At 74.3% G+C, this 20,494-nt stretch carries 17 protein-coding genes; 9 read left to right on the top strand and 8 right to left on the bottom strand.

Going from position 1 to position 20,494, the window contains the following annotated elements; genetic code table 11:
* Positions 1–110: 110 nt before the first annotated feature.
* From ACSUPR_RS28870 to ACSUPR_RS28850, 5 genes are all read right to left on the bottom strand, one after another.
* Entirely contained in the window at positions 111–800 is a 690-nt protein-coding gene (locus tag ACSUPR_RS28870; protein ID WP_436888202.1) for a response regulator, read from the bottom strand.
* Positions 797–1,984 carry a sensor histidine kinase gene (locus ACSUPR_RS28865; RefSeq protein WP_436888200.1) on the bottom strand — a complete coding sequence of 396 codons (1,188 nt, stop codon included), beginning with the start codon at positions 1,982–1,984 and terminating at the stop codon, positions 797–799. The genes ACSUPR_RS28870 and ACSUPR_RS28865 overlap by 4 nt, the downstream gene beginning before the upstream one ends.
* A gap of 102 nt (positions 1,985–2,086) precedes the next feature.
* Positions 2,087–3,001, bottom strand: coding sequence for a CPBP family intramembrane glutamic endopeptidase (locus ACSUPR_RS28860; protein WP_436888199.1), 915 nt, complete (start codon positions 2,999–3,001; stop codon positions 2,087–2,089).
* A gap of 1,016 nt (positions 3,002–4,017) precedes the next feature.
* Positions 4,018–4,761, bottom strand: a complete 744-nt coding sequence (locus tag ACSUPR_RS28855; protein ID WP_436888198.1) for a class I SAM-dependent methyltransferase — start codon at positions 4,759–4,761, stop codon at positions 4,018–4,020.
* A gap of 945 nt (positions 4,762–5,706) precedes the next feature.
* Positions 5,707–6,537, bottom strand: coding sequence for a helix-turn-helix domain-containing protein (locus ACSUPR_RS28850; RefSeq protein WP_436888196.1), 831 nt, complete (start codon positions 6,535–6,537; stop codon positions 5,707–5,709).
* Between the two features lie 129 nt (positions 6,538–6,666).
* On the opposite strand from ACSUPR_RS28850, the gene ACSUPR_RS28845 reads away from it, so the two are divergent.
* The 6 genes from ACSUPR_RS28845 (at position 6,667) to ACSUPR_RS28820 (ending at position 11,027) form a co-directional block, all read left to right on the top strand.
* Complete coding sequence (locus ACSUPR_RS28845) at positions 6,667–7,026, top strand: VOC family protein (RefSeq protein ID WP_436888194.1); 360 nt, start codon at positions 6,667–6,669, stop codon at positions 7,024–7,026.
* A 43-nt stretch (positions 7,027–7,069) separates the two neighbouring features.
* On the top strand, positions 7,070–7,480 hold the full coding sequence (locus ACSUPR_RS28840) for an SRPBCC family protein (RefSeq protein WP_436888193.1): 411 nt from the start codon (positions 7,070–7,072) through the stop codon (positions 7,478–7,480).
* 588 nt (positions 7,481–8,068) lie between these two features.
* Positions 8,069–8,473 (top strand): DNA-binding protein, encoded by a 405-nt coding sequence (locus ACSUPR_RS28835; RefSeq protein ID WP_436888191.1) that lies wholly within the window; start codon positions 8,069–8,071, stop codon positions 8,471–8,473.
* Positions 8,470–9,189 (top strand): transcriptional regulator, encoded by a 720-nt coding sequence (locus tag ACSUPR_RS28830; protein WP_436888189.1) that lies wholly within the window; start codon positions 8,470–8,472, stop codon positions 9,187–9,189. Before ACSUPR_RS28835 ends, ACSUPR_RS28830 begins: the two co-directional genes overlap by 4 nt.
* Before the next feature lie 3 nt (positions 9,190–9,192).
* On the top strand, positions 9,193–9,798 hold the full coding sequence (locus ACSUPR_RS28825) for a histidine phosphatase family protein (RefSeq protein WP_436888187.1): 606 nt from the start codon (positions 9,193–9,195) through the stop codon (positions 9,796–9,798).
* Positions 9,795–11,027, top strand: coding sequence for a PEP/pyruvate-binding domain-containing protein (locus tag ACSUPR_RS28820; RefSeq protein ID WP_436888186.1), 1,233 nt, complete (start codon positions 9,795–9,797; stop codon positions 11,025–11,027). Before ACSUPR_RS28825 ends, ACSUPR_RS28820 begins: the two co-directional genes overlap by 4 nt.
* 501 nt (positions 11,028–11,528) lie before the next feature.
* Here ACSUPR_RS28820 and ACSUPR_RS28815 read toward each other — a convergent pair.
* From ACSUPR_RS28815 to ACSUPR_RS28805, 3 genes are all read right to left on the bottom strand, one after another.
* Positions 11,529–12,299 carry a hypothetical protein gene (locus ACSUPR_RS28815; protein ID WP_436888184.1) on the bottom strand — a complete coding sequence of 257 codons (771 nt, stop codon included), beginning with the start codon at positions 12,297–12,299 and terminating at the stop codon, positions 11,529–11,531.
* Positions 12,241–13,512, bottom strand: a complete 1,272-nt coding sequence (locus ACSUPR_RS28810; protein WP_436888182.1) for a hypothetical protein — start codon at positions 13,510–13,512, stop codon at positions 12,241–12,243. The genes ACSUPR_RS28815 and ACSUPR_RS28810 overlap by 59 nt, the downstream gene beginning before the upstream one ends.
* Before the next feature lie 614 nt (positions 13,513–14,126).
* The gene (locus ACSUPR_RS28805; RefSeq protein WP_436888180.1) at positions 14,127–14,690 is read right to left on the bottom strand and encodes a hemerythrin domain-containing protein; all 564 of its coding nucleotides are present in this window, start codon (positions 14,688–14,690) and stop codon (positions 14,127–14,129) included.
* Between the two features lie 516 nt (positions 14,691–15,206).
* Between ACSUPR_RS28805 and ACSUPR_RS28800 the strand changes: the two genes are divergently transcribed.
* The 3 genes from ACSUPR_RS28800 to ACSUPR_RS28790 all read left to right on the top strand — a co-directional run bounded on the left by ACSUPR_RS28800 (position 15,207) and on the right by ACSUPR_RS28790 (position 20,483).
* Positions 15,207–15,686 carry a hypothetical protein gene (locus ACSUPR_RS28800; protein WP_436888179.1) on the top strand — a complete coding sequence of 160 codons (480 nt, stop codon included), beginning with the start codon at positions 15,207–15,209 and terminating at the stop codon, positions 15,684–15,686.
* Positions 15,687–16,226: 540 nt separating this feature from the next.
* The gene (locus ACSUPR_RS28795; RefSeq protein WP_436888177.1) at positions 16,227–17,615 is read left to right on the top strand and encodes a dihydrolipoyl dehydrogenase family protein; all 1,389 of its coding nucleotides are present in this window, start codon (positions 16,227–16,229) and stop codon (positions 17,613–17,615) included.
* Positions 17,616–17,867: 252 nt separating this feature from the next.
* Positions 17,868–20,483 carry a protein kinase domain-containing protein gene (locus ACSUPR_RS28790; RefSeq protein WP_436888175.1) on the top strand — a complete coding sequence of 872 codons (2,616 nt, stop codon included), beginning with the start codon at positions 17,868–17,870 and terminating at the stop codon, positions 20,481–20,483.
* Positions 20,484–20,494: the final 11 nt, after the last annotated feature.

Here is a 20,494-nt window from a genome sequence, read left to right as displayed (position 1 = left end):
ACCGCGGCCGGCGGAGTCGACGAGGTCTCCGGCTCCGCCCGGGCGGAGCGCGCAGGCGGGCCGGAGGGTGGCGCACACCGGCCGGGAACACGGCCGGCGGCCGTGCTGTGTCAGCCCGTCGGGCGCACCAGCCCCGTCCGGTAGGCGAGGATGACCGCGTGGACCCGGTCCCGCAGGTCGAGCTTGGTGAAGATACGGGAGACGTAGGTCTTGACCGTTTCGGGCTTCAGCACCATCCGGGCGGCGATCTCGGCGTTCGACAACCCCTCGGCGAGCAGGCCCAGCACCTCCAGCTCGCGGGGTGAGAGCCTGTCCAGCGCCTGCGCCGCCTCCGGGCGCGCGTCACCGGGCAGCAGTCGCTCCGCGAAGCGGCCGATGAGCCGGTGGGTGACGGCCGGGTCGAGCAGGGCCTCACCCCGGGCGACGGTACGCACGCCGGCCACCAGCGCCTCGGGGGTGGCGTCCTTGAGCAGGAATCCGCTCGCCCCGGCCCTCAGTGCCCGGTAGACGTAGTCGTCCAGGTTGAAGGTGGTCACCACCAGGACCCGGGGGGAGCCGACCGCCTCCGGTCCGGCCAGCCGCCGGGTGGCCTCGATCCCGTCGAGCACGGGCATCCGCACGTCCATGATCACCACGTCGGGGCGCAGCCGAGCCGCCGCCTCCACCGCCGCCCGGCCGTCCCCCGCCTGACCGACCACCCGCAGCCCGGGTTGGGCGTCGAAGATGGCCGCGTACCCGGTACGCACCAGCGCCTGGTCGTCGCAGACCAGGATCCGGACGGGCGCGGACGGGTCCGTCATCGGACACCCCCCAGCGGCAGACGGGCACGCACCACGAAACCGCCCCGGGGGAGCACGCCCGCCGTGAACTCGCCGCCGGACGCCCGCACGCGCTCGCCGAGCCCGATGAGACCGTGCCCGCCGGAGGGCAGGTCCGGCACAGGGGTCCCGGGACCCCCGGTGGTCACCTGGACGTCGATGCGGTCCCTGTCGTAGTCGACGAGGACCCGGGTCGGCCGGCCGTGCGCGTGCTTGACCGCGTTCGTCAGGGCTTCCTGGACCACGCGGTGGACGGTCAGGCCGGTCCCGGGGTCCATGGCGGGCCGCTCGCCCCGCACGCTCAGTTCGACCGGTTGACCGCTCCTGCGGACCCGCTCGACCAGGTCTCCCATCTGGTCCGCGGCCGGGTCGGGGGCCCCTCCCGCCGGGTGGGCGGGGGGTCCGTGGACCGCGTTCGGGGTGTGGGGGGTGTCGGGGTCATGGAGCACCTCCAGGAGCCGGCGCAGGTCGGCCATCGCCTGGCGCCCGCTGTCACCGATACCGGACATCAGCTCGGCGTGCCGGTCGGCGGGCAGGAACCGGGCGGAGTCGGCCTGCACCACCATGGCGGTGACGTGGTGGGTGACCACGTCGTGCAGGTCCCGTGCGATCCTGACGCGCTCCCGGGCGGCGGCCGCTTCGGCACCGCGGCGGTGCCGTTCGGCCTCGCCCGCGCGCCAGGAGCGCATCAGCGCACCGCTCCCGGCGCAGGCGAGCATGATGAGGTAGAAGGCGGCGTAGTCGACGACCCGCTCGGACGATCCGCGTGCGGCCAGTCCCAGGGCGAGCAGCAGGTAGCCGACCGTCAGCGCCGCCACCGCGGGGAGCCGGAAGCGGCTCTGGTGGGCACCGGCGCTGTAGAGCGCCACGATGACGCCGACGCTGGCGAACGTCGGCGGGTAGGCGAACAGCTGGACCGCGGCGAAGCACAGGGCCACGGCGGCGAGGCAGGCGAGGGGGCGCAGGCGGCGCACGACCAGGGGCAGGCACTGCCCCAGCACCAGGGCGAGGCCCACCGCGTCCAGGGGCCGTTGGGGGAGCTCGCCCACCACGACCCCGTTGTCCACGAGGCCGGGAGCGAAGGCCAGGGCTGCGAGCGTGAACGCGAGGACGCCGTCGGGCAGGGCGACGCTCCGCGCCCTCCACCGACCCAGGAGCTCCGTCACCCCGCTGGGAAGCGCTCTTGTTTCCGGACCGGGCACGGGCCGACTCTAGCGGACCTTCGCACCGCGTCGGCCGCCCCCGTCGGCGGTGGACCGCCCCGCGGCTCAGTGTGCGGTCGGCACCTCCCCCCGGCGGTGGAGGCGGCCCCGGCGCTTGGCCAGGAGGAGGAGGACGACGGTGAACGCGCTGCACAGCAGGACCGCCAGCGGGCTCGCCTCGGGGCCGGAGGAACCCCCGAACAGGAGGTCCGAGCCGCTCATGTCGCCCGCGATCAGGCTGCCGGTACCGACATCGGTACCGCCGACGCCCGTTCCGTAGATCCCGGCCAGGGAGACGTTCCAGGCCAGGTGCAGACCGATGGGCAGCCACAGGCTGCGCGTGGCCGCGTAGGCGGCGGCGAGCATGAACCCCGCCTCGACGGCTATGGCCAGGGCACCCCACAGGGTGAAGTCCGGGTTGACCACGTGCACCAGGCCGAAGACCAGGCCGGAACATCCGATCGATCCCAGGGTGCCGAGCTTCTCCTCCAGCAGCCGGAACAACACGCCGCGGAAGAGCACCTCCTCGACGACCGCCACGCAGGTCATCAGCCCCAGTGTGATGAGCAGACCTTCGAAGGACCCCCAGCCGGTCACGCGGTACCCGCCCAGGGCCGCGATCAGCAGGATCGTGGCCGTGAACAGCCCGAATCCGAGGAGTGCCCCCCGGCCGAGCCCGGAGGCGGCTCCGGCCGGGGCGAGCTCGGTCACGCTCCGGTGCTCCAGCCGCCGGACGAGGCCGACGTAGCACCAGAGGGCGAGCACCGCGGTGCCGACGCCCACCGGCAGCGCGGTCACCGGGCTCCCGGAGGCCGCGGCGTTGACGGGCGCGGTGACGATCATCACCACCAGGAGCACCGGGAACATGATCGCGAGCCGTGTCCAGGTGGACCGCGGCCGTCCCGTCGAGGCCCTTCCCTGCGGGGGCCGGGGGTTCTCCTGCCGTTCGGGTGAGGGCTGCTGCCCGCTGGACGGTCCCATGGTCTCTTCTCCCACTGCTCGGGCGCCCCGCACCTCGGGGTCGCTACGGAACAGCAAGTTACGGTTCCGGCACACCGCCCGGATGCCCCCTGGGGTGGGCGATCTGCGCGTGGGTCCTGTCCCCCGTGCGAGCCACACGCCGGTGCGGTGCACACGGCGCCGAGGCGGGCCGTCCGGGGCCGCCGTGCGCGTTCGCTGTTCGCCGCGGGAGTTCCCCCGGTGGACGTGCGCGGCGGCCGGGGGGCGGGGCCCCTCCTCCGCCTGCCCCGGGCGTCCGGCCGGCTCCCCGTCGGCGCTCCGGCTCCCCGGCGTGCCGGTGTACGGTCACCGGCACGGAGGCGGTGGCACGGGCCGGAGAGGAGCGGGCCGTCTCCACCCGTGGGCACGGCTCGCGCGTGGTAGCGCCGCCGACCCCTGCCCGCTTCACGGGCGAGGTCGGAGAGCAACAGCGCACCCGCACCGGCTCCGGGTCCGCGCCCGTCTCCAGCGCCCGGCCGCGGCCTCGGGAACGGCGTCCGGCCCGCCGACCACGAGCAGGGGCGGACCGCGGCGATGGCGCGCGGGTGGGCGCTCTCGGGCGGGGGGTCACCGGCCGCCGACTCCAGCGACCGCGCCTCCCGCCGGGGTGCGCGCCCCCGCCGGTGCGCCGGAGGAACCGGGCAGCGTGCCCGCCGGGCCGAAGGGGCCCTGTCCACCGCGCGGCCCGGGGCCGACCGCTCCCGTCGGTCCACGGCCCGGAAAGCCGGGACCACCGCGGTGCGGGAGCTGCACCGGTCGGTGCCCGAACACCCCCGCGCCCTGGTGGGCACCGACGCCCCGGACCGGGCGTGCATCGGGTGCGGCCGCGACGTCGACGCAGACGGCGACCGGCACCACCGGGATCCGGAGTCGGGCCGGTGGCGGTGCACCGACCGCGGAGCCCGCTCACCCATGGCGTGCGGGCACTGTGGCGGCTCCCGCGGCCGACCCGGGTCCGTGCCCCGCCCGACCCCCTCCAGGTGGTGGACTCGGGTGGTTCACCCGGTGAGGCGCAGCACGGCCAGGTGGTCGCGGCCCTGCTCGTGGACGGTCTCCAGCCGCCACGGGGAGGGGCGGACGAGCCGTTCGAGGTCCGCCACACCCGCCAGCAGGTAGTCGAACCAGCCGGTGGCCAGGGTGCCGCTTCGGACCCGCATACGGATCTGCCCGGGCAGCCGCCCCCGAGCCCGGTTGTGGTCGTGGTAGGCGGTGTGCTCGGGGTCGGGGCTGTCCGGGTCCATGCCGGTGCCGACCAGCAGAGCCCCGGGCCGGGCCAGGGACGCCAGCTGTTCCAGCACCTGCGGGGCCGCCTCCTCCCCCTGGAGGAGGCCCAGGTTGTTGCCCAGCAGGAGGAGGGAGTCGAACCTACCGATCCCCGCGGGTGGGCGGGCGACGGATCCGAGCCGTGCCCTGGCCCCGCGCCGGCGGGCGACCTCGACGGCTCCCGGGGAGGGGTCGATCCCGACCACGTCCCTGTCCTGCGCCTGGAGAGCCAGAACGTGGCGGCCCGCCCCGGCGCCGACGTCCAGGATGCGGCCGCGAGCGACCTCCAGGGCGGCGCGGTCCAGGTCGGACAGCTCCTCGGCGGGGGTGAAGTAGCGGGCCGCGTCCGCGGCGCTGATGTGGCCGTCCTCGCGCTCGATGACCTCCGAGGCCGCGCCCGGTACGGCGCCGGCGGCCCAGCAGCGCTGGAGGGTGCGTCCGAAGGCGTCCCCGATCCGGGGCTCAGGGGTGTGCTCCATACCGGGTGAGCTTCGCAGCTTTCCCGGCGCGGCGCAGCTGGTCTGCGCAAGCCCGTACAGCCGCCGGTGTTCCTGCCGGGCGGAGGCGGACAGGAGCTGTGGGCTTCACGTGTCCGGGCGGTCGCCGTCGGCGGAGGCCGGTTGCGGCAGGCCCTCGAGATGGAGGGCGAGGCCCGACACGAAACGGCCCGCACCCCGGCGAACAGGGAGTGCGGGCCGGGGCCGGGCAGCCGTCCGCCCGCCGGTCGCCCGGCACCCGTGGACGTGCTCCCCGCCGACGCTCCTCGCCCGGAGGAGGGGCCGCAGCAAGCCCCTGGGGTTCGGAGCGTCGGTCAACCGGTGAGGTGGACAGCGTCCTTGCCGAGTTTGCTCCTCACCTGTTCTCGGATCGAGCCACCGGAGCGCGACTCGGCGTACTCCTTGGTGAGGTGCTCGAAGGTCGCCACGCCCTGACAGATCGTGTGCTCACGCGGCGAGACAGGCGTGATCAGCATGTTCTTCCCGGGTGCGGGATCGGCGAGGAAGGCGCACAACTCCATGGCGGGCCCGGACCGACCGTTGGTGACGTGTCCGACCAGAGCGAGACCGGGAAGACCCCGGCCGGGTCGGGTTCGCGGTAATCCCGCGACAGTGGGTGACGGAGCGCCCTGGCGTGGTCGGCCGCCCGTCGGCAGCCGGCCCGGGGCGGCGGAGGCGATGATGCGGGCCGGCCGACCGCTCGGCATCACCACGTCGGGGAGGCATGAGGAACGGGAGGCTCCAGAGGGGCGAGGGCGGACCGTGCGCTCCGCCGCTACCGGCCCCACCGGGTGACGGCGGTACTCCCCGGTCATCGCCCAGGGTGAACGCCGGCACACCGAGGCGCGGGAACGAGGTCCTGCGGGCCCGGTCGGTGCCCCTATGGCGGAGTCGCGGTCGCGGCCACCCGGGCGGGTCCACGGCCGGTCACCGGTCCTGCCCCTCGGCTGTCCGGCCCCGGGCGAGGAGGGCACGGAGCGCGGTCGGGGTGTGTCCGAGGTGGTCCCGGACGGTCCGGCACAGATGTGCCTGGTCCGCGAACCCAAGGTCGGCGGCGAGCACGGCAAGGCTCTCCTCCCCCTCCTCCAGGCGGTCCAGGGCCCGGCTCACGCGGACGCGGTTCCGGTAGCGGGTCAGTGACACCCCCGTCCCGCGGGTGAAGGTCCGGCTGAGCCGGTAGGGCGAGACGTCGAGGAGTTCGGCGAGCGAGATCAGCGTGGTCGAGGCCGGGTGGTCCGCGCCGATGGCCTCGCGCGCCTCCGCCAGGAGCGCACGGTCCCCGGCCGACGGGGACGGAGGCGGAGGCGCCGCCGCCACCTGCTCCACGACGGCCCTGAGCAACCGGACCAGTTCCTCCGCCATGGCGTAGCCGACGTCCGACGAGGCGGCGAGGGCGCGGCGGTGCGCCAGGTCGATGCGGGCGTCGACGTGGACGGCGGGGCCTCCGGCGGGGTCGAGCGGCCGCCCCTCCGTCATGCTCCGCCACAGCCGCGGGGAGAAATCGATGGAGGTGCACACGTCCCCTCCGTGGGGGTGGGCGAAGCGCTCCTCCACGCCGGGCTCCGACAGGTACGCCAGGGTCGGATCGAGGTCGGCGTCCGCCCCGGCGCCGCTGCGGCGGAACCGGCCCCGGCGCACCAGGACCATGCTGTAGCCGTCCCGGACCTCCGGCTCCGACCAGCGCCTGTGGTCGTTTCGGCACGTCACCGCGGTGACGGAGAAGTCGTCGCAGGAAGCGATCCCCGTGGACTCGATCATGTCCGCCCACGTTAGCCCCGGCCTGTGACACGGGCGGGACCCGGTCCGGCGCCGCAAGGATCTTCAAGACGAGGCGTGCTCCCCCGGGCAGTCTGGACCCGTCACACCCTCTGAGAAGGAGAGATCGGTATGTCAACGAAAGCCGTGTCGGCCGGGATCGTCCTCGACTGCGCCGACCCCGTCGCACTCGCGGAGTTCTACCGGGTGCTCACCGGTTGGAAGCTCACCGGTACCGGCGACTCCGCCGCACTGGACGACGGCGGTTCGGTCCGCCTCGGTTTCCAGCGCGTCGCCGGGTACCGGGCCGCCGACTGGCCCGCCGACTCCGCGCGCACCCACCTGGACTTCACCGTGCCCGACGTGGAGCGGGCGGTGCAGGAGCTGCTGGAACTCGGCGCGACGAAGCCGCAGTTCCAGCCGGGGAAGGACGAGTGGACCGTCCTCGCCGACCCTGAGGGACACGTCTTCTGCCTGATGGCATCGGAGTGAAGCGGCTCCGCGGCCGGGACCGGACGGACGAGGGGAGGGGCCCGTGGCCTCTGTGCGCGAGGAGTTGACCATCAACGCCACGGCGGAGGAGGTGTGGTCGGTGGTCTCCGACTTCGCCTCGGGTCCCCACCGCATGGCACCGGGCTTCGTCACCGGATCCCGTCTCGACGGAGAGGGGACCCGTGTGGTCGCTTTCGCCGACGGCACGGTGGTCCGTGAGAGGTTCGTCGCCTCGGACGGGGAGTCCCGCCGGATCGTCTATGCCGTGGTGGGCGGCCTCGACGGCCTTGTCCACGACAACGCTTCGATGGAGGTGGTTCCGGAGGGCGAGGGGCGCTGCCGTCTCGTCTGGACCCGCGACATGCTCCCGGACGATCTGTCATCCGTGATGGAACGGGCCATGGAGGAGGGCATCCGGGTTATCGGACGGACCCTGGGCGCAGGCCGCGGGTGACCCTTCCGGGACGGGCGGGCCAGGAGCCGCGCAGCCCGTCCCGGAAGGGGGGACTCCCCCGTTTCCTCCGGGCCGGAGCGGGCCGCGACCGTGCGGGAGCAGGGGCGGACCGAGGACCGCCCGCGGCGCTGGGACCCGCGGGCGGCGGATGCGAGGATCCCGCAGGGCGCCGTCGGACGCCGCCCGTCCACGGCCTGTGCTCCGTTCGCGCCGCGCGGTGGGCACCCTGATGGGCTCCCCGCGGATGCTCCCGCCCCCGGTGCGGCGCGGCACCGGGTGGGTCGCGGCGGAGGCCGCGCCGGGGGTCTTCCCCGGGCGGAGCCGGCCACCGGTGTGCTCGGCGGGGTGCGCGCCCGCGGTACCCGGGCGTCGGGCCCGGGGAAGCGGTGGGTGGGGGCCACGGGGATCCCGGAGGAAGTCCGCGACGGACACTCGACGGGACGCCGGGGACCCGGCCCCGCCCCGTGGACGGGTTCCCGGCCCGCGGGTGCCCCGGGGGGAGCGTCGGCCAGGGCTCCCCCGGCCGACGAAGCCCCGAGTGCCAACTTTTTGTTGACAACTTGTTGTTGATGCTGGCACGATCGCCGCATGGCCCCTGATATCCCGAACGAGTCCGACGAGATGAACGAGGTGGGCTCGGCGCGGCGCCGGCTGCTCGAGTCCGGCGCCGACCGACTGCCCCGACTCCCCTGGGCGCCCCAGGGCATGCCCGACGACGCCACCCTGCTCAGGTTCGCCCTGTGGCGGGCGAACTCGGCCGTCGGGGAGGCGGACCACGACGACCTCCGCGCCGCGCTGCGGCTCCTCGAGTCGGCCCGGGGAGAGCTGGACGCACTCGAGGCGGGGCTGATGCTGATCGCACGGGCGGAGGGACTGACCTGGCCCGACATCGCGAAGCAACTGGGGGTCAGGTCCCCCCAGGCCGCGCAGCAGCGCTTTCAGCGTGTGTCGGCCCGCACCCGGGACGACGGCCTTCCGGAGCGGGCGGAATGACCGCCGGGCACCCCGACGACCGGCACGCCGGACGGCGACAGGACGGCGTGCGCCCGGACGGCTCGTCTCCCCCGGCCCGGGCCGCGGCGGAGGCGACCCGGCGGTCGCGACCGGAGCTGCTGGTCCTTCACACGGTCCGCCTCGCCGGGTTCGCCGGCGTCGAGGCCGTCGCCGACCGGGCGGGACTTGCGGGGGACACCGTCCTCGGAACGCTCCGCGCCCTCGAAGGCCGGAAGCTGGTCGAGCACATCGCCTTCGCCGACTCCGCCGGCTGGATCCTGACCGAGGCGGGGAAGGCACGGAACGCGGAACTGCTGCGGCACGAACTCGAGGCTTCCGGGGCGCGTCCCGTTCTGGAGGCGGCGTCCGAGGACTTCGAGCCCGTCAACTCCCGCTTCGTGCGAATGGTCACGGAGTGGCAGCTCGCACCGTCCTCGGGCCACGCCGAAATGAGCACCGGGCTCCTGCGGGAACTCACCGGAACGGCCGACGTCCTCCGCGGTCTCATGGCCGGGCCGACCGAGCGGCTCGAGAGGTTCGGCCGCTACCCCCGCCAGTTCTCGGCGGCCCTGGAGAAGGCCCGGTCGGGCGACCACCGGTGGATAGCCGGTGTCGGCATCCTCTCCTGCCACACCGTCTGGGCGGAACTCCATGAGGACCTGCTCTCCAGCCTCGGCCGCGACCGCTCCTCGGAGCCGCACGAGAGGGGAAGGTGAACCATGGCCCGACGCACGCTCTACCTCGTGCGCCACGGGGCGGCCGACGCGCTGGGACGGCTGACCGACGACGGCCGGGAGCAGTCCCGCCTGGTCGGCCGGCGGCTGGCCCGGGAGCCCATCGACGTCGTCTGGCACTCCCCGCTGCCCCGTGCGGCGGAGAGCGCCCGGCTCATCGCCGCGGAGTTGCCGCGCGTCCTGGTCGACGAGGCGGGGGAACTCGTGGACAACGTTCCGTTCGTCCCCGAACCTGAGGACATCCCGCCCTCGTGGACGGGGTTCTTCGACGGTTACGACCGCCGCGAAGCGGACGCGGGACGAAGGACCGCGGACGCCTCGGCGGCACGGTTCGGCAGACCCGGCGGCCGCGACCGGCGCGCGACCCACGAGGTGGCGGTGACGCACGCGTACCCCATCGCCTGGCTCGTCCGCGAGGCGCTCGACGCACCGCCCGCGCGGTGGATGCCCCTGGCCGGTGTCGCCAACACGTCCCTCACCGTGATCGAGTTCGACGGCGGCGAGGCGCCGAACGTCGTGATGTTCAACGACATGTCGCACCTGCCCGCCGGGCTGCGGTGGACGGGGTTCGCGGGCGGGAGGCGGATATGAGCACCGTCGACCTCGTCGGGGCCGACCGTGCCACCGGCGGAGGGAAGGCCGCACCCCTGGCCGAGCTGGCCCGTGCCGGGTTCAGGGTGCCCGCGGGTTTCGTCGTGCCGACGGACGTCCACCGGGCCGTGACCGCCGGCCTCGGTCTCGACGCCCTCCCCCCGGACGGCGTCGAGGCCCGGTCGCGGATCCTGGGCTCCCGCCTCCCGGACCGGTTCGTCGACGACGTGGGCCGGGCACTGGCACGCATCACCCACGGGGCGCCTACCGACGCCGTGGCCGTCCGCTCGTCCTCCACCGCGGAGGACGACGAGACCGCGTCCGCCGCGGGACAGCACGACAGCTTCCTCGCCGTCCGCGGGGTGGAGCAGGTCTGCCGGGCGATCCTCGGGTGCTGGGCGTCGCTGTGGACCGGTCGCGCCGCCGCGTACCGGATGCGCCGGGAGGGCTCCGAGGGCCCGGCGGGACCGGGGATGGCCGTGCTCGTCCAGAGCTTCGTCGACCCCGACGTCTCAGGGATCATGTTCACCGGCGGCACGACCGTCATCGAGGCCTCGTGGGGTGTGGGGGAACCCGTCGTCGGGGGGCGGATCACGCCGGACTCCTGGCGTCTGGGGGATTCGGGCATCCTCGAACGTCGGCCGGGGTCCAAGACCATCCGGACCGACCGCCGCGAAGGCCGTCTCGTCACCCGCCCCGTACCGACCGCGCGGCAGCGGGAACTCTGTCTGACGGACGACCGGGTCGAGGACCTGCACCGCCTCGGCACGGAGGTCTCCGCCGCGCTGGGCGGCCCCCGGGACATCGAATGGGCCATCGCGGGAGACACGACCTGGGTGCTCCAGGCCCGGCCCGTGACGGCCCCCGCTCCCGGTCCGGTCGGACCGTCGGCGCCGGTCGGCGCCGGAACCCTGTTCGGAGAGCCGGCGAGCCCGGGAGTCGCCTCCGGGCCCGTCCGCCTCGTCCGCGGCCCCGCCGACTTCTCCGGGGTCGGGCCCGGGGACATCCTCGTCTGCCGTCACACCGACCCCGCGTGGACACCGCTGTTCACCGTCGCCTCGGGGGTGGTGACCGAGACAGGCGGTGTGCTCTCCCACGCGGCCATCGTCGCCAGGGAGACCGGGATCCCCGCGGTACTCGCGGTTCCACGGGCGACGGCTCTCCTGGCCCCCTCGTCCACCGTCACCGTCGACGGCGACACCGGCCGCATCCTGTTGGGGGAACCGTAGGAGGGAGCGGGAGTCCGCTCCCCGGTGCCGGGCGGCGCGCGCCGGCTTCAGGAGTCCGTCCCATGGGGGCGGGGCGGCGGTAGCGGATCGACGCGCAGGGGTCGGTGAAAGCCGGGAAGTGGTCGGCGCCGTGTCGTGGCGGCGGTGCGGGCGGTGGTGTCCGAGCGGCCGGGCCGCGGTGGGCTCGACCTGCCACCGGTGCCTCCCCGTGCGGGGAACCGACCCCTCCACGGACCGGGCGGTGGACGGCCCCCGCCCGTACGGCCATCGGCGCAGGTGGGCGCAGGCACAGCCCTTGCCGCGGTGCCGCCGGTCCGCTCCGGCGGGAACGGACCGGCGGGCCCCCGCCGGGGGGGTGCGGGGCCCGGCCGTCAGGGGCGTCGGTTCACGAGATCGCGGAGCCGCTACGAGCACCTGCCTCCAGGACGGGCCGTCGCGGTTCACGGGGAGAGCGGGATGCGGCCGGGATGCGACCGGGAGGGTCGCTGCAGAGCCCCGGGGTCATGCGGGCGGCACCAGATCACTCTCACTGACGGTGTACGCCAGCGGGGGGTAGGTGAAGTCCGTTTCGTTGTTCTCACGGCGCCGTAGCCGGTAGAACTCGCGCCTCTGCTCCTCGTCGGCCGGCATGAGGCGAACCCCCTGCGGGAGGTATGCGCTCCCGCCGCGGAACCGGACGAAGGTCTTCGAGGTCCGGAAGGTCACACCCAGCCACTGGTCGTCCGCCGTCCGGGCGGGCGCGTCCAGAACGATCCTGTGCCTGAGGCGCCGGTTCGTGTCGACGGAGAAGGCGACGACACTGTTGTGGGCGAGGGGGATCTCGAACCTCTCGGCCCCGGACACCTTCGACTCGAAGACCAGCTTCCTCGGCGGACTCTCCTCGGAATGCCGGTAGCAGGAGAAAACGGCGATGAACGACCCGTCGGCCAGATCGAGGGCCTGGTCGGAATGGCCGCCCATGGTCCTGTAGGCGTTCGTGTAGCTCTCGATGAGGGCGTTGTTGAAACCGACGGGGATCCCCGCGCTTTCTCGGACCTTGTGCGCGAGCCGTTCGTGGACCGGCCGGAAACGCTGCGCCGGATCGCCGTATCGGGTGGTGGTGCGCACGAGGGGCACACCGCCCGCCTCGTCGGTCCGGGCGAGCACGGCGCCCCGCCGGCCCTTTCCCACGTCCTCCCAGCGGACCGACGCGGACAGCTCCGCGAAGAGATCCTCATCGGTCGGCAGAGGGCACGAGATGATCTCGTCCGGGATCCTGGACTCGGGGGGCAACATAGTCTCCCGTGTTCATACTGAAAAGGAATTCGTCGCCGTAGTCGATGAAGGACGAGGTCCTGTTCTCCTCGGCGTACAGCCTGCGCAGCTCGTCCATACCCGCCGGTGTGGGCGGCCCCAGCTCCACCAGGCCTCCGGGCGCCTTGAGGAACGTGCGGCCGTCCTTGTGAACGGCCTCGGTGCCCGAACAGCGCACCACGTATCCCAGGCGGGTCGGGAGCAGCGCGGCGTCCAGCGTCGAGGGCCGGATCTCGTGCGTGTACAGACGGTTGGTGGACAGCGGCATGAAGAACACGGAGCCGGGGTGGAGCGTCAGCGCGAACTGTGACGGGAGCTCGGCCCCGTCGCGTCCCCCGGTCGGCTCCTTGAGGCGGAAGCGGAGTTCGGTCAGTCCGCTGGTGTTCTTCACACCGTGGTCGAAGGCGTCTCCGGGCAGGGGCTGCAACCCGTCGAGCCGGTCGTAGAAGGTGCAGAAGGCCATGATGCCGTTGACGGGCATGTCCTTGGTCTTGTCGGCATGGGCCGAGATCCTGGCCTTGGACTGCTTGCGCCCGGCCGCGGCAGGGGTGTTGTGGTAGATCTGCGCGAGGACGTGGTTCAGCGGCGCCTGGTCCCGGAACACGGTGGCCGCCTCGCGGTTCAGAGCCTCGACGATAGCCGTGTCGGTCGGACGGAAATCCTCGGTGGGCCCCGAGAGGTTCGTGGAGCACCGGAGCAGGCGGAAATGCAGTTCGTCGCCCTCCCGTGTCACGGGCGTCAGATAGATGCCGCTGCGATGGGCCTTTCCGGGCTTTGTGGACTCGGTCAGGGACTGGAATTCGTGCTCCGCACGGATCCGCCCGAAGTGATCGGCGCCGGGGTCGAAGAAGCGGCGGTAGTACACGCCGGCGCCGTGGACGCGGATGGGGACCCGGCCGGGGTCGACGGGGGTCCAGGGTTCGTCGCCGCCCCCGTGGTGACCGTGCGACAGGTCCCGGACGACGAACACCCGGGCCGCCGTACGCAGTCGGCGGACGCTGATCCCGGATACGTCGCCACAGAGGTAGACGGTCTTGTGCGCGAGGTCGGGCGGACCGGAGGCAAGGTCCTCGGGCGTGATCACGGAGCCGAAGAAGTCCCTGGCCAGGTCATGGTCCGACAGGCTCGGAGTCGCGACCAGGATGTTGTCCGCATCCTCGATACGGGCTTCTCCCGGTCCTGTTGTGCGCATCGGACGGCACCTGTCGTTCGCAGATCTGGTGGATCACTGGAAACCGTGAACACGGCAGCGGCCCGCACCCTTTCCATTCGCGTTCCCGCGTTGTGAGGCGCGAAGGAAGGGAGGCGAACCGTCGGCCCCGGATTCTCTCACGGGGCTCGACAGGGGGCAACGGATCATGCCGTGCGAACGGTGCGCGGAGCTGCTCGGCGCGGACGGCCCGCGGAGATCGGGCTGTGCAGGTCGGTGACGCCTGCGGGCCGCCTGGTGTGCGGGCACCTCGCGCAGGGGCGCGGCCGCGGTCCCCGATGTCGGCCGATCCGCGCCCAGGTGCCGCAGGGACCTGCCGAGGCCGACCATCCGGCGGGCCGGTGAGTCTCCCTACGCGAGCCCGGGGATATCGCCGGAGCCGGAACGCCCTGGCCGACGACACGGCCGCCCCGGCCCGGCACCGGGAGCGCCTCTCCGCCCGTACCCGGCCGAAGCGGGCCACGCCGGCACGGACGTCCGGGCCGACGTTCCGGGATCGCCGGGCTCCCATGCCTGCTGGACGGGGTGGGGGCCCGGGGCCCGCGCGCCCGGCGGCCCGTCCCCGTGCCGGGGACGGGCCGCCGGGCGAGGGGTGTTCAGGTCTCGCGGCCCGAGAGCGCGTCCCGCATCCGGTCGATGAGCCCTGCTCCCGGGTCCAGGATCCTGTTGGCGGGCGGGGTGTCCGGGGCGCTGGGGTGGGGACGCGTGGGGGCCCGTTCCTTGGCCTTGACCACCTTGGCCCCCAGGTCCCGCAGCTCCTCCTGCGTGCACGCGGAACGCAGGCGCGGCAGCAGGTCCTTCTCCTCTTCGTCGATGTGGTGGCGGATGTCCGAGATCAGCTTGTTCAACAGCCGCTGGAACTCGGGGTCGTCGGCCTCCAGGCCCTCCAGGTCCTTCATCACCTGTTCGGCCTCGGCGTGCTCCTCCAGCTCGTGGTCGACGATCCGGTCGCCGTCGTCCAGCACCCGGCGCGCCGCCGGGTACATGTGCTGTTCCTCGGCGACCGAATGCCTCACCAGCTCGGTGATCACGTGTTCGGTCAGCTGCTTGCGCACTTCGGGAGAAGGAGAGTTCTCCAGCTCCGTGAATATCTGCTCGACCTGGCGGTGGTCGGAGATGATGACATCGATGAGGTCGGGTTGCCGGGTTTCCGCGGTCATGGTCTCCCCCTGAGGTCACGGACATGGACGGCCGGCGCTCCGGACGGCTCCGCCCTCACACGGCGGGACCCCGGGAGGCGCACCGATACTGTGCGCGGCCGACTGTGCTCCTGCGTCCTGCGAGCGCGCCCCGGCGTCATGATGCGTCCCGGGCCGCACCCGAACAGGCAGTCACACATGGTGACGGACCTCAGACACTAACACCGCGCGCCTCCGTCGGCTTCGATGTGCGCGCGTGTCACCGGCCGCGCGTTCGTGTGGGCGGACCGGAGTGGAACACCGCCCCGGTGGCTCCCGCGCTCGACCCGCACCGCCGACAGGGCGTCCACCACCGGCGAGGCGTGTACGCGGCCGGCGCCGACCGGTCCGCCACCCGCTGCGGACACAGGTCGGCACCGCCACTGGGCGGAGGAACCGGCCCCGTTCCAACGGATCGGACACCCGGGCGCGCTTTCCCCCCGCTCCGCGGGATCGTAGGCTTTCCCGAACAGCGAAGCCCCTCCCAGGAAGCGGTTCATGATCCTCCGACCGCGCAACACCGCGGGCACCAGGTCCCTTTCGGACGTCATCCGCGACCCCCGGCAGTGGTGGTGGGGCGTCCAGGGTGGAAACCCGCAGGTCGCCGAGCAGGACCTGCGCGACCTCCGCCAGGGGCACCCCCTACAGGCGGTCGCCCACCTGCGCCGGGGACCCTTCTTCCGGCAGGGGCTGCTGATCATGCACCTCGCGGCCGCCGAGCGGCTCACATGGCGCAGATGGCGCCCGTTCCGCTCTGACGCGCCGCCCATCCCGGTGCCGGCCCCGGTCGAGGTGGTCGCCGTCAGAGAGCCGTCCTCCTTCCAGGAGCGCGGACTCGGAGACGTACGCATCATCGACTTCCGAGCGGGAGTCCAGGAGTGGAGCATGGCCGTGGTCACCATCGACGTCCCCGTGGTCACGGCCGCCCTGGGAGAGGCCTCATCCCGGTCCGGACCTCCCGCCCCGGGAGATCTCTGACCGGATCGGCCACCGGCACGTGGCACGGCCCCCATCATGTCCGGCAGGCGGCATGTCCGTGAAACCGCTCGGCCGCGTCGTGTTCCCTCCTCGACGGTCGGAAAAGTCCCGGGCGCCGGTCGTGCCGGTGCGCGGGCGCGGCCCCGGTGCCTCGGTCCGAGGAACCGGTGGCACCGCGCCGACGGGCCGTCGGCCGCCCCGGCCGGACCGGCCCGTGAACCGCGCATGCTCCTGCGGTGCCCGGACGAGACCCACGGGCTCCCCTCCCCCTGAGCGCCGGTGTCCGACGCGCGGCCCCGCCTGGGGCGGTTCGGCGCATCGGCCCGGCCGAGCAGCCGGGCCGGGCCGCGGCCGTCCGGGGAGCCCGTCGGGGCCCGGTGTTCCGCACGGGACGGGAGCCGCCCCTCCTCGCCGTCGGCCCGCGGCGGGGGCGCGGCGGGCCGGGTGGAAGCCGACCGCCCACCTCCCCGGAAGCGGCCCCGCGGTGAGAGGGTGGAACCGCCGACGGGCACGACGACGCCGAACACGAACGGGACGGGCATGGACGAGATCGAATTCGACGCGGTGGTGGTAGGGGCCGGGCCGGGCGGGGAGGTCGCGGCCGGAAGGCTCGCCGACGCCGGGCTGAGCGTCGCGATCGTGGAGGCCGACAAGGTCGGCGGCGAATGCTCCTACTACGCCTGCATGCCCTCCAAAGCGCTGCTGCGCCCGGGTGAGCTGCTCATCGAGGCGCGCCGGGCGCCCGGGGCAGCGGAGGCGGTGACCGGGCCGCTGGACGTGGAGGCGGTGCTGCGCCGCCGCGACGAGATCATCGGCGGGCGCGGCGAGGACGGCTCGCTCAGCGACGCGGGCCAGCTGCCGTGGCTGGAGGAGCACGGGATCACCCTCTTCCGCGGCCGGGGGCGCCTGGTCGGCGAGAAGCGGGTGGCGGTCGGCGGCAGCGTGCTGCGGGCCCGGCGCGCGGTGGTCCTCGCGGGCGGCACCCGGGCGGCGCTGCCGCCGATCGACGGGCTCGCCGACGCCCGCCCGTGGACCAACCGGGAGGCGACGACCGCCCGCGAGGTCCCCGGGTCGCTGATCGTGGTCGGCGGCGGGGTGGTGGGCGTCGAGATGAGCCAGGCGTACCGGTCGCTGGGCGCCCGGGTGACACTGGTGGCGGGCGGACGGGGGCTGCTGCCCCGGGAGGAGGACTTCGTCGGCGAGCAGGTCGGCGCGTCCCTGGCCGAGCAGGGAGTGGACGTCCGGTCCGGGCCCCGCGCGGTCGCGGTGCGCCGGGACGGCGACCGGGTGACGGTCGCTCTGAACGACGGCACGGCCCTGGAGGCGGACGAGGTGCTGGTGGCGGCCGGACGCGTACCGCAGAGCGCCGAGCTGGGGCTGGCGGAGGTCGGGGTGGAGACCGACGGGTTCGTCAAGGTCGACGAGCGGATGCGGGTGCCCGGGCTGGACTGGCTGTACGTGATCGGCGACCTCAACGGGCGCGCCCTGTTCACGCACATGGCCAAGTACCAGGCGGCGATCGCGACCGCCGACGTCCTGGGCTCGGACATCGCGCTGGAGCACCCGGCGGACGGCCCGGGCGCGCCGCGGGTGATCTTCACCGAGCCCCAGGTGGCCTCGGTCGGGTACACGGTGGCCGCCGCCCGGGAGGCGGGCCTGCGCGTGCGGGCGGTGGACGTCCCGACCGACGGGAACGCGGGCGGGGCGTTCACCGGCGGCGGGCGCGGCACGGCCCGGTTCGTCGTCGACGAGGAGCGGAACGTGCTGGTGGGCGCCACCATCACCGGGACGGGCGTCGCCGACATGCTCCAGGCGGCGACGATCGCGATCGTCGGCGGGGTGCCGGTCGGCAGGCTCCGGCACGCCGTCCCGGCGTTCCCGACCCGCAGCGAGATCTGGCTCCACCTGTTCGACGCCCTGGGCGTCTGACCCGCGGCGGTGCGGTCGGCCTGCCCGCGCGGTGGTGCGCGCCGCGGACACGGAAGTGTCGAACACCTGTTCATCCATGACCCCATTCTCGGGCGTCGAGGGCCGCCGGGGGCGTTTTCCACAGGCGCTCATCGACGTGCTGCGCCGCCGGGCGGACCCCGGCCGCTGATCCGCTCCCGGCGGCGAGTCCGCTAGGCTGCCCTGCGGCACCCCGGCCCTTACGGCACCCCCACCCCGGAAACGACCCCCCGCATGGAACCCCTGCGCCCCGGCGACCCCCGAGCGTTCGGACGCTACCGCACCCTGCGCCGCATCGGCGCGGGAGGCATGGGCGTCGTCTTCCTCGCCGTCACCACCGAGGGGGAGGCGGACCTGGCGGCGGTGAAGTCCATCCGCCCCGAGTACGCGGCCGACCGGGAGTTCCGCGCCCGGTTCGCGGGCGAGGCCGCCCTGGCCCGCCGGGTGCGCGGCCCCTACACCGCCCGGGTCCTGGACGCCGACACCGAGGGGTCCACGCCCTGGCTGGCCACCGAGTACATCGCGGGCCCGTCCCTCCAGGACGCGGTGCGCGACGGCGGCCCGTTCCCGGAGGCGTCGCTGCGGGTGCTGGCCGCCGGGCTCGCCGAGGCCCTGGCGGCCATCCACGCCGTCGACCTGGTCCACCGCGACCTCAAGCCCTCCAACGTCCTGCTGTCCCCGCGCGGCCCGCAGGTCATCGACTTCGGCATCGCCCGGGCCGCCGACGCCACCGCCCTCACCCGCACCGGCCAGGCACTGGGCACCCCCGCCTACATGTCGCCCGAGCAGGCGAGGGGTCGGGGTCTGGGCCCGCACAGCGACCTGTTCTCCTACGGGGGCGTGCTGGTGTTCGCGGCCACCGGCCGCCTCCCGTTCGGGACCGGCGACCCGGCGGCCCTGCTCTACCGGGTGGTCAACGAGCCCGCCGACCTCGAGGGGGTGCCCGCCTCCCTGCTGCCGCTGGTGAGCGCGTGCCTGGCCAAGGATCCGCGGGAGCGCCCCTCGCTGGAGGCGGTCGCCGCCGAGCTGGCCGGCACGGCGCTTCCGGGGTCGGGGTCCCAGGACCCCACGGTGTGGCTGCCCCCGCCGGTCGCCGACGAAGTCGCGCGCACCCTGGTGGCAGCGACCCGCCTGCACCCGACGGCGGTCCTGCGGACGAAGGTCGCGGAGGAGTCCGCGCCCCCGACGCCGGAAGCCGCCGAGGCGCCGGACACCACGGTGCCCGCGCCTGAGGCACAGGCCAGGGACGCCGGAACACCTGGGGAGCCCGAATCGGGGACCGGCACCGCGGAGGAGGCGAACTCCGCGGCCTCCGGGGCCGCTGCCGAGAGGGAGGAGCCGAGCACGGAGGTGCCGGACACGGAGGCGCCGGACACGGAGGCGCCGGACACGGAGGCGCCGGACACGGCGGCACCGGACGCGGGAGCGGCCGCGGGGTCCGAGACGCGGTCCTCCCCCGCCGAGGCGGCGGTACGGCCGCGCCCGGCGACCGGGACCACAGCGGTGAAGGCCTCGGCGGCACGACAGGGCACCTCCGCACCGGAGCCCACCACCCCGGAACGGGGCGGCCCCGCCCCAGAAGAGACACCGAGCGAGGCCCCGGGGCGCCCTGCCCCCCGCCGTTCCGCGGCGCACCTCTCCCGGGCGGCACCGCGCCGCCCTCGGCTCCTGTCCACTCCCGGACGACGTCGGGGCGCGCTCGGGGCCGCGGTGCTGGCCGTCGGCCTCGTCGCCGCGCAGTACGTGGCGGCCGGGGCCGGGGAAGAGGGTCCCCAGAACCCGGCCGCCCGCGAAGAGGAGCCCGCACCGGTCCCGGGAGGCCCGACCGATCCCGCCGGGGCGCGGGTCGTCGACACCGCCCCCGTCGCACCCCCGTACAGTTTCGCGGCCCTGTCCGATGCCGGACTGCACCTTTTCGACTCCCGACGCGGGGACCGGGTCAGGGAGCTGACCCTCCAGGACGAGAGGCACGACTTCGGCGGCTCGGAGTTGGCCGCCACCCCGAGCGGGACCGTCCTGGCGGCACGGGCCCCGCGGGCCGCCGGTGACGGCGTCTCCAAGGTCCACGTCTGGGATCTCGCGGGTGATGAGCGCCACGCCGTCGACCTGCCCGAGGAAATGGGCGACGGCGGGCACATCGCGCTCTCGGCGGACGGCGGAACGGTGTTCGTCGCCTACCACCACACCCGCACGGGACGCGCGGAGGTGGGCGCCTACCGGATACGCACCGGCGCCCGGGTGTACACCTACGCCGTTCCTGAGAACGAGCGGGGGTGGTTCCCCCGGGTGCGGGACCTGGTGGTCACCGGCGACGGGGAGGCACTGGTCGTCACCCTGGACGCGGGCCTGCTGGTGCTGGATCCCGCCACCGGAGAGGCGCACCCCTCCTACGACGGGTTCCGGACCGCGCCCCGGGACCTGCTCGGTCCCACCGCGGTCTCCCACAGCAGCGACGCCGGAGTCGTCGTGGCCACCGCCACCGACGACTCCGTCCTGGTGTGGGCCCTGGATTCCGGCGCGGAGCCGCGGGAGTTCCACCCCCGCCCGACCCCCGACGACGGAACGGAGGTGGTCATCCGCGACGTGGCCTTCACGGACTACGGGCGCGGTGTCGCCGCGTCCGGAACGGCCCGCGGCAGGGACCAGGGGTTCCTCATGGTGTGGGACCGCGGGGAGGGGAACGTACGGGCCCAGAAGTGGTCGGAGAGCGAGTTCCTCTCGATCGGCAGCACCGGTGGCGGCTGGCTCCTGGTCTCCTTCCGGCCGATCGCCGAGCGGGAACCCCACGGGCTCGCCATGCTGGAGGACGACCTCACCACCAACCAGGAGTACCGCGTCCGCTGGGATTGAGCGCCGGGCCG

This window comes from Nocardiopsis dassonvillei (genome assembly GCF_964273065.1).
GTDB classification, from domain to species: Bacteria; Actinomycetota; Actinomycetes; order Streptosporangiales; family Streptosporangiaceae; genus Nocardiopsis; species Nocardiopsis dassonvillei_B.
The sequence above is the reverse complement of the archived record's forward strand: the minus strand, read 5'-3'. Positions and strand labels throughout refer to the sequence as shown.

Coding starts and splice junctions, on each gene's coding strand:
- ACSUPR_RS28805 (WP_436888180.1), bottom strand. CDS start 14,690: ATGACCGCGGAAACCCGGCAACCCGACCTCATCGATGTCATCATCTCC.
- ACSUPR_RS28830 (WP_436888189.1), top strand. CDS start 8,470: ATGACCGCCGGGCACCCCGACGACCGGCACGCCGGACGGCGACAGGAC.
- ACSUPR_RS28850 (WP_436888196.1), bottom strand. CDS start 6,537: ATGATCGAGTCCACGGGGATCGCTTCCTGCGACGACTTCTCCGTCACC.
- ACSUPR_RS28800 (WP_436888179.1), top strand. CDS start 15,207: ATGATCCTCCGACCGCGCAACACCGCGGGCACCAGGTCCCTTTCGGAC.
- ACSUPR_RS28835 (WP_436888191.1), top strand. CDS start 8,069: ATGGCCCCTGATATCCCGAACGAGTCCGACGAGATGAACGAGGTGGGC.
- ACSUPR_RS28855 (WP_436888198.1), bottom strand. CDS start 4,761: ATGGAGCACACCCCTGAGCCCCGGATCGGGGACGCCTTCGGACGCACC.
- ACSUPR_RS28820 (WP_436888186.1), top strand. CDS start 9,795: ATGAGCACCGTCGACCTCGTCGGGGCCGACCGTGCCACCGGCGGAGGG.
- ACSUPR_RS28845 (WP_436888194.1), top strand. CDS start 6,667: ATGTCAACGAAAGCCGTGTCGGCCGGGATCGTCCTCGACTGCGCCGAC.
- ACSUPR_RS28870 (WP_436888202.1), bottom strand. CDS start 800: ATGACGGACCCGTCCGCGCCCGTCCGGATCCTGGTCTGCGACGACCAG.
- ACSUPR_RS28790 (WP_436888175.1), top strand. CDS start 17,868: ATGGAACCCCTGCGCCCCGGCGACCCCCGAGCGTTCGGACGCTACCGC.
- ACSUPR_RS28810 (WP_436888182.1), bottom strand. CDS start 13,512: ATGCGCACAACAGGACCGGGAGAAGCCCGTATCGAGGATGCGGACAAC.
- ACSUPR_RS28795 (WP_436888177.1), top strand. CDS start 16,227: ATGGACGAGATCGAATTCGACGCGGTGGTGGTAGGGGCCGGGCCGGGC.
- ACSUPR_RS28825 (WP_436888187.1), top strand. CDS start 9,193: ATGGCCCGACGCACGCTCTACCTCGTGCGCCACGGGGCGGCCGACGCG.
- ACSUPR_RS28860 (WP_436888199.1), bottom strand. CDS start 3,001: ATGGGACCGTCCAGCGGGCAGCAGCCCTCACCCGAACGGCAGGAGAAC.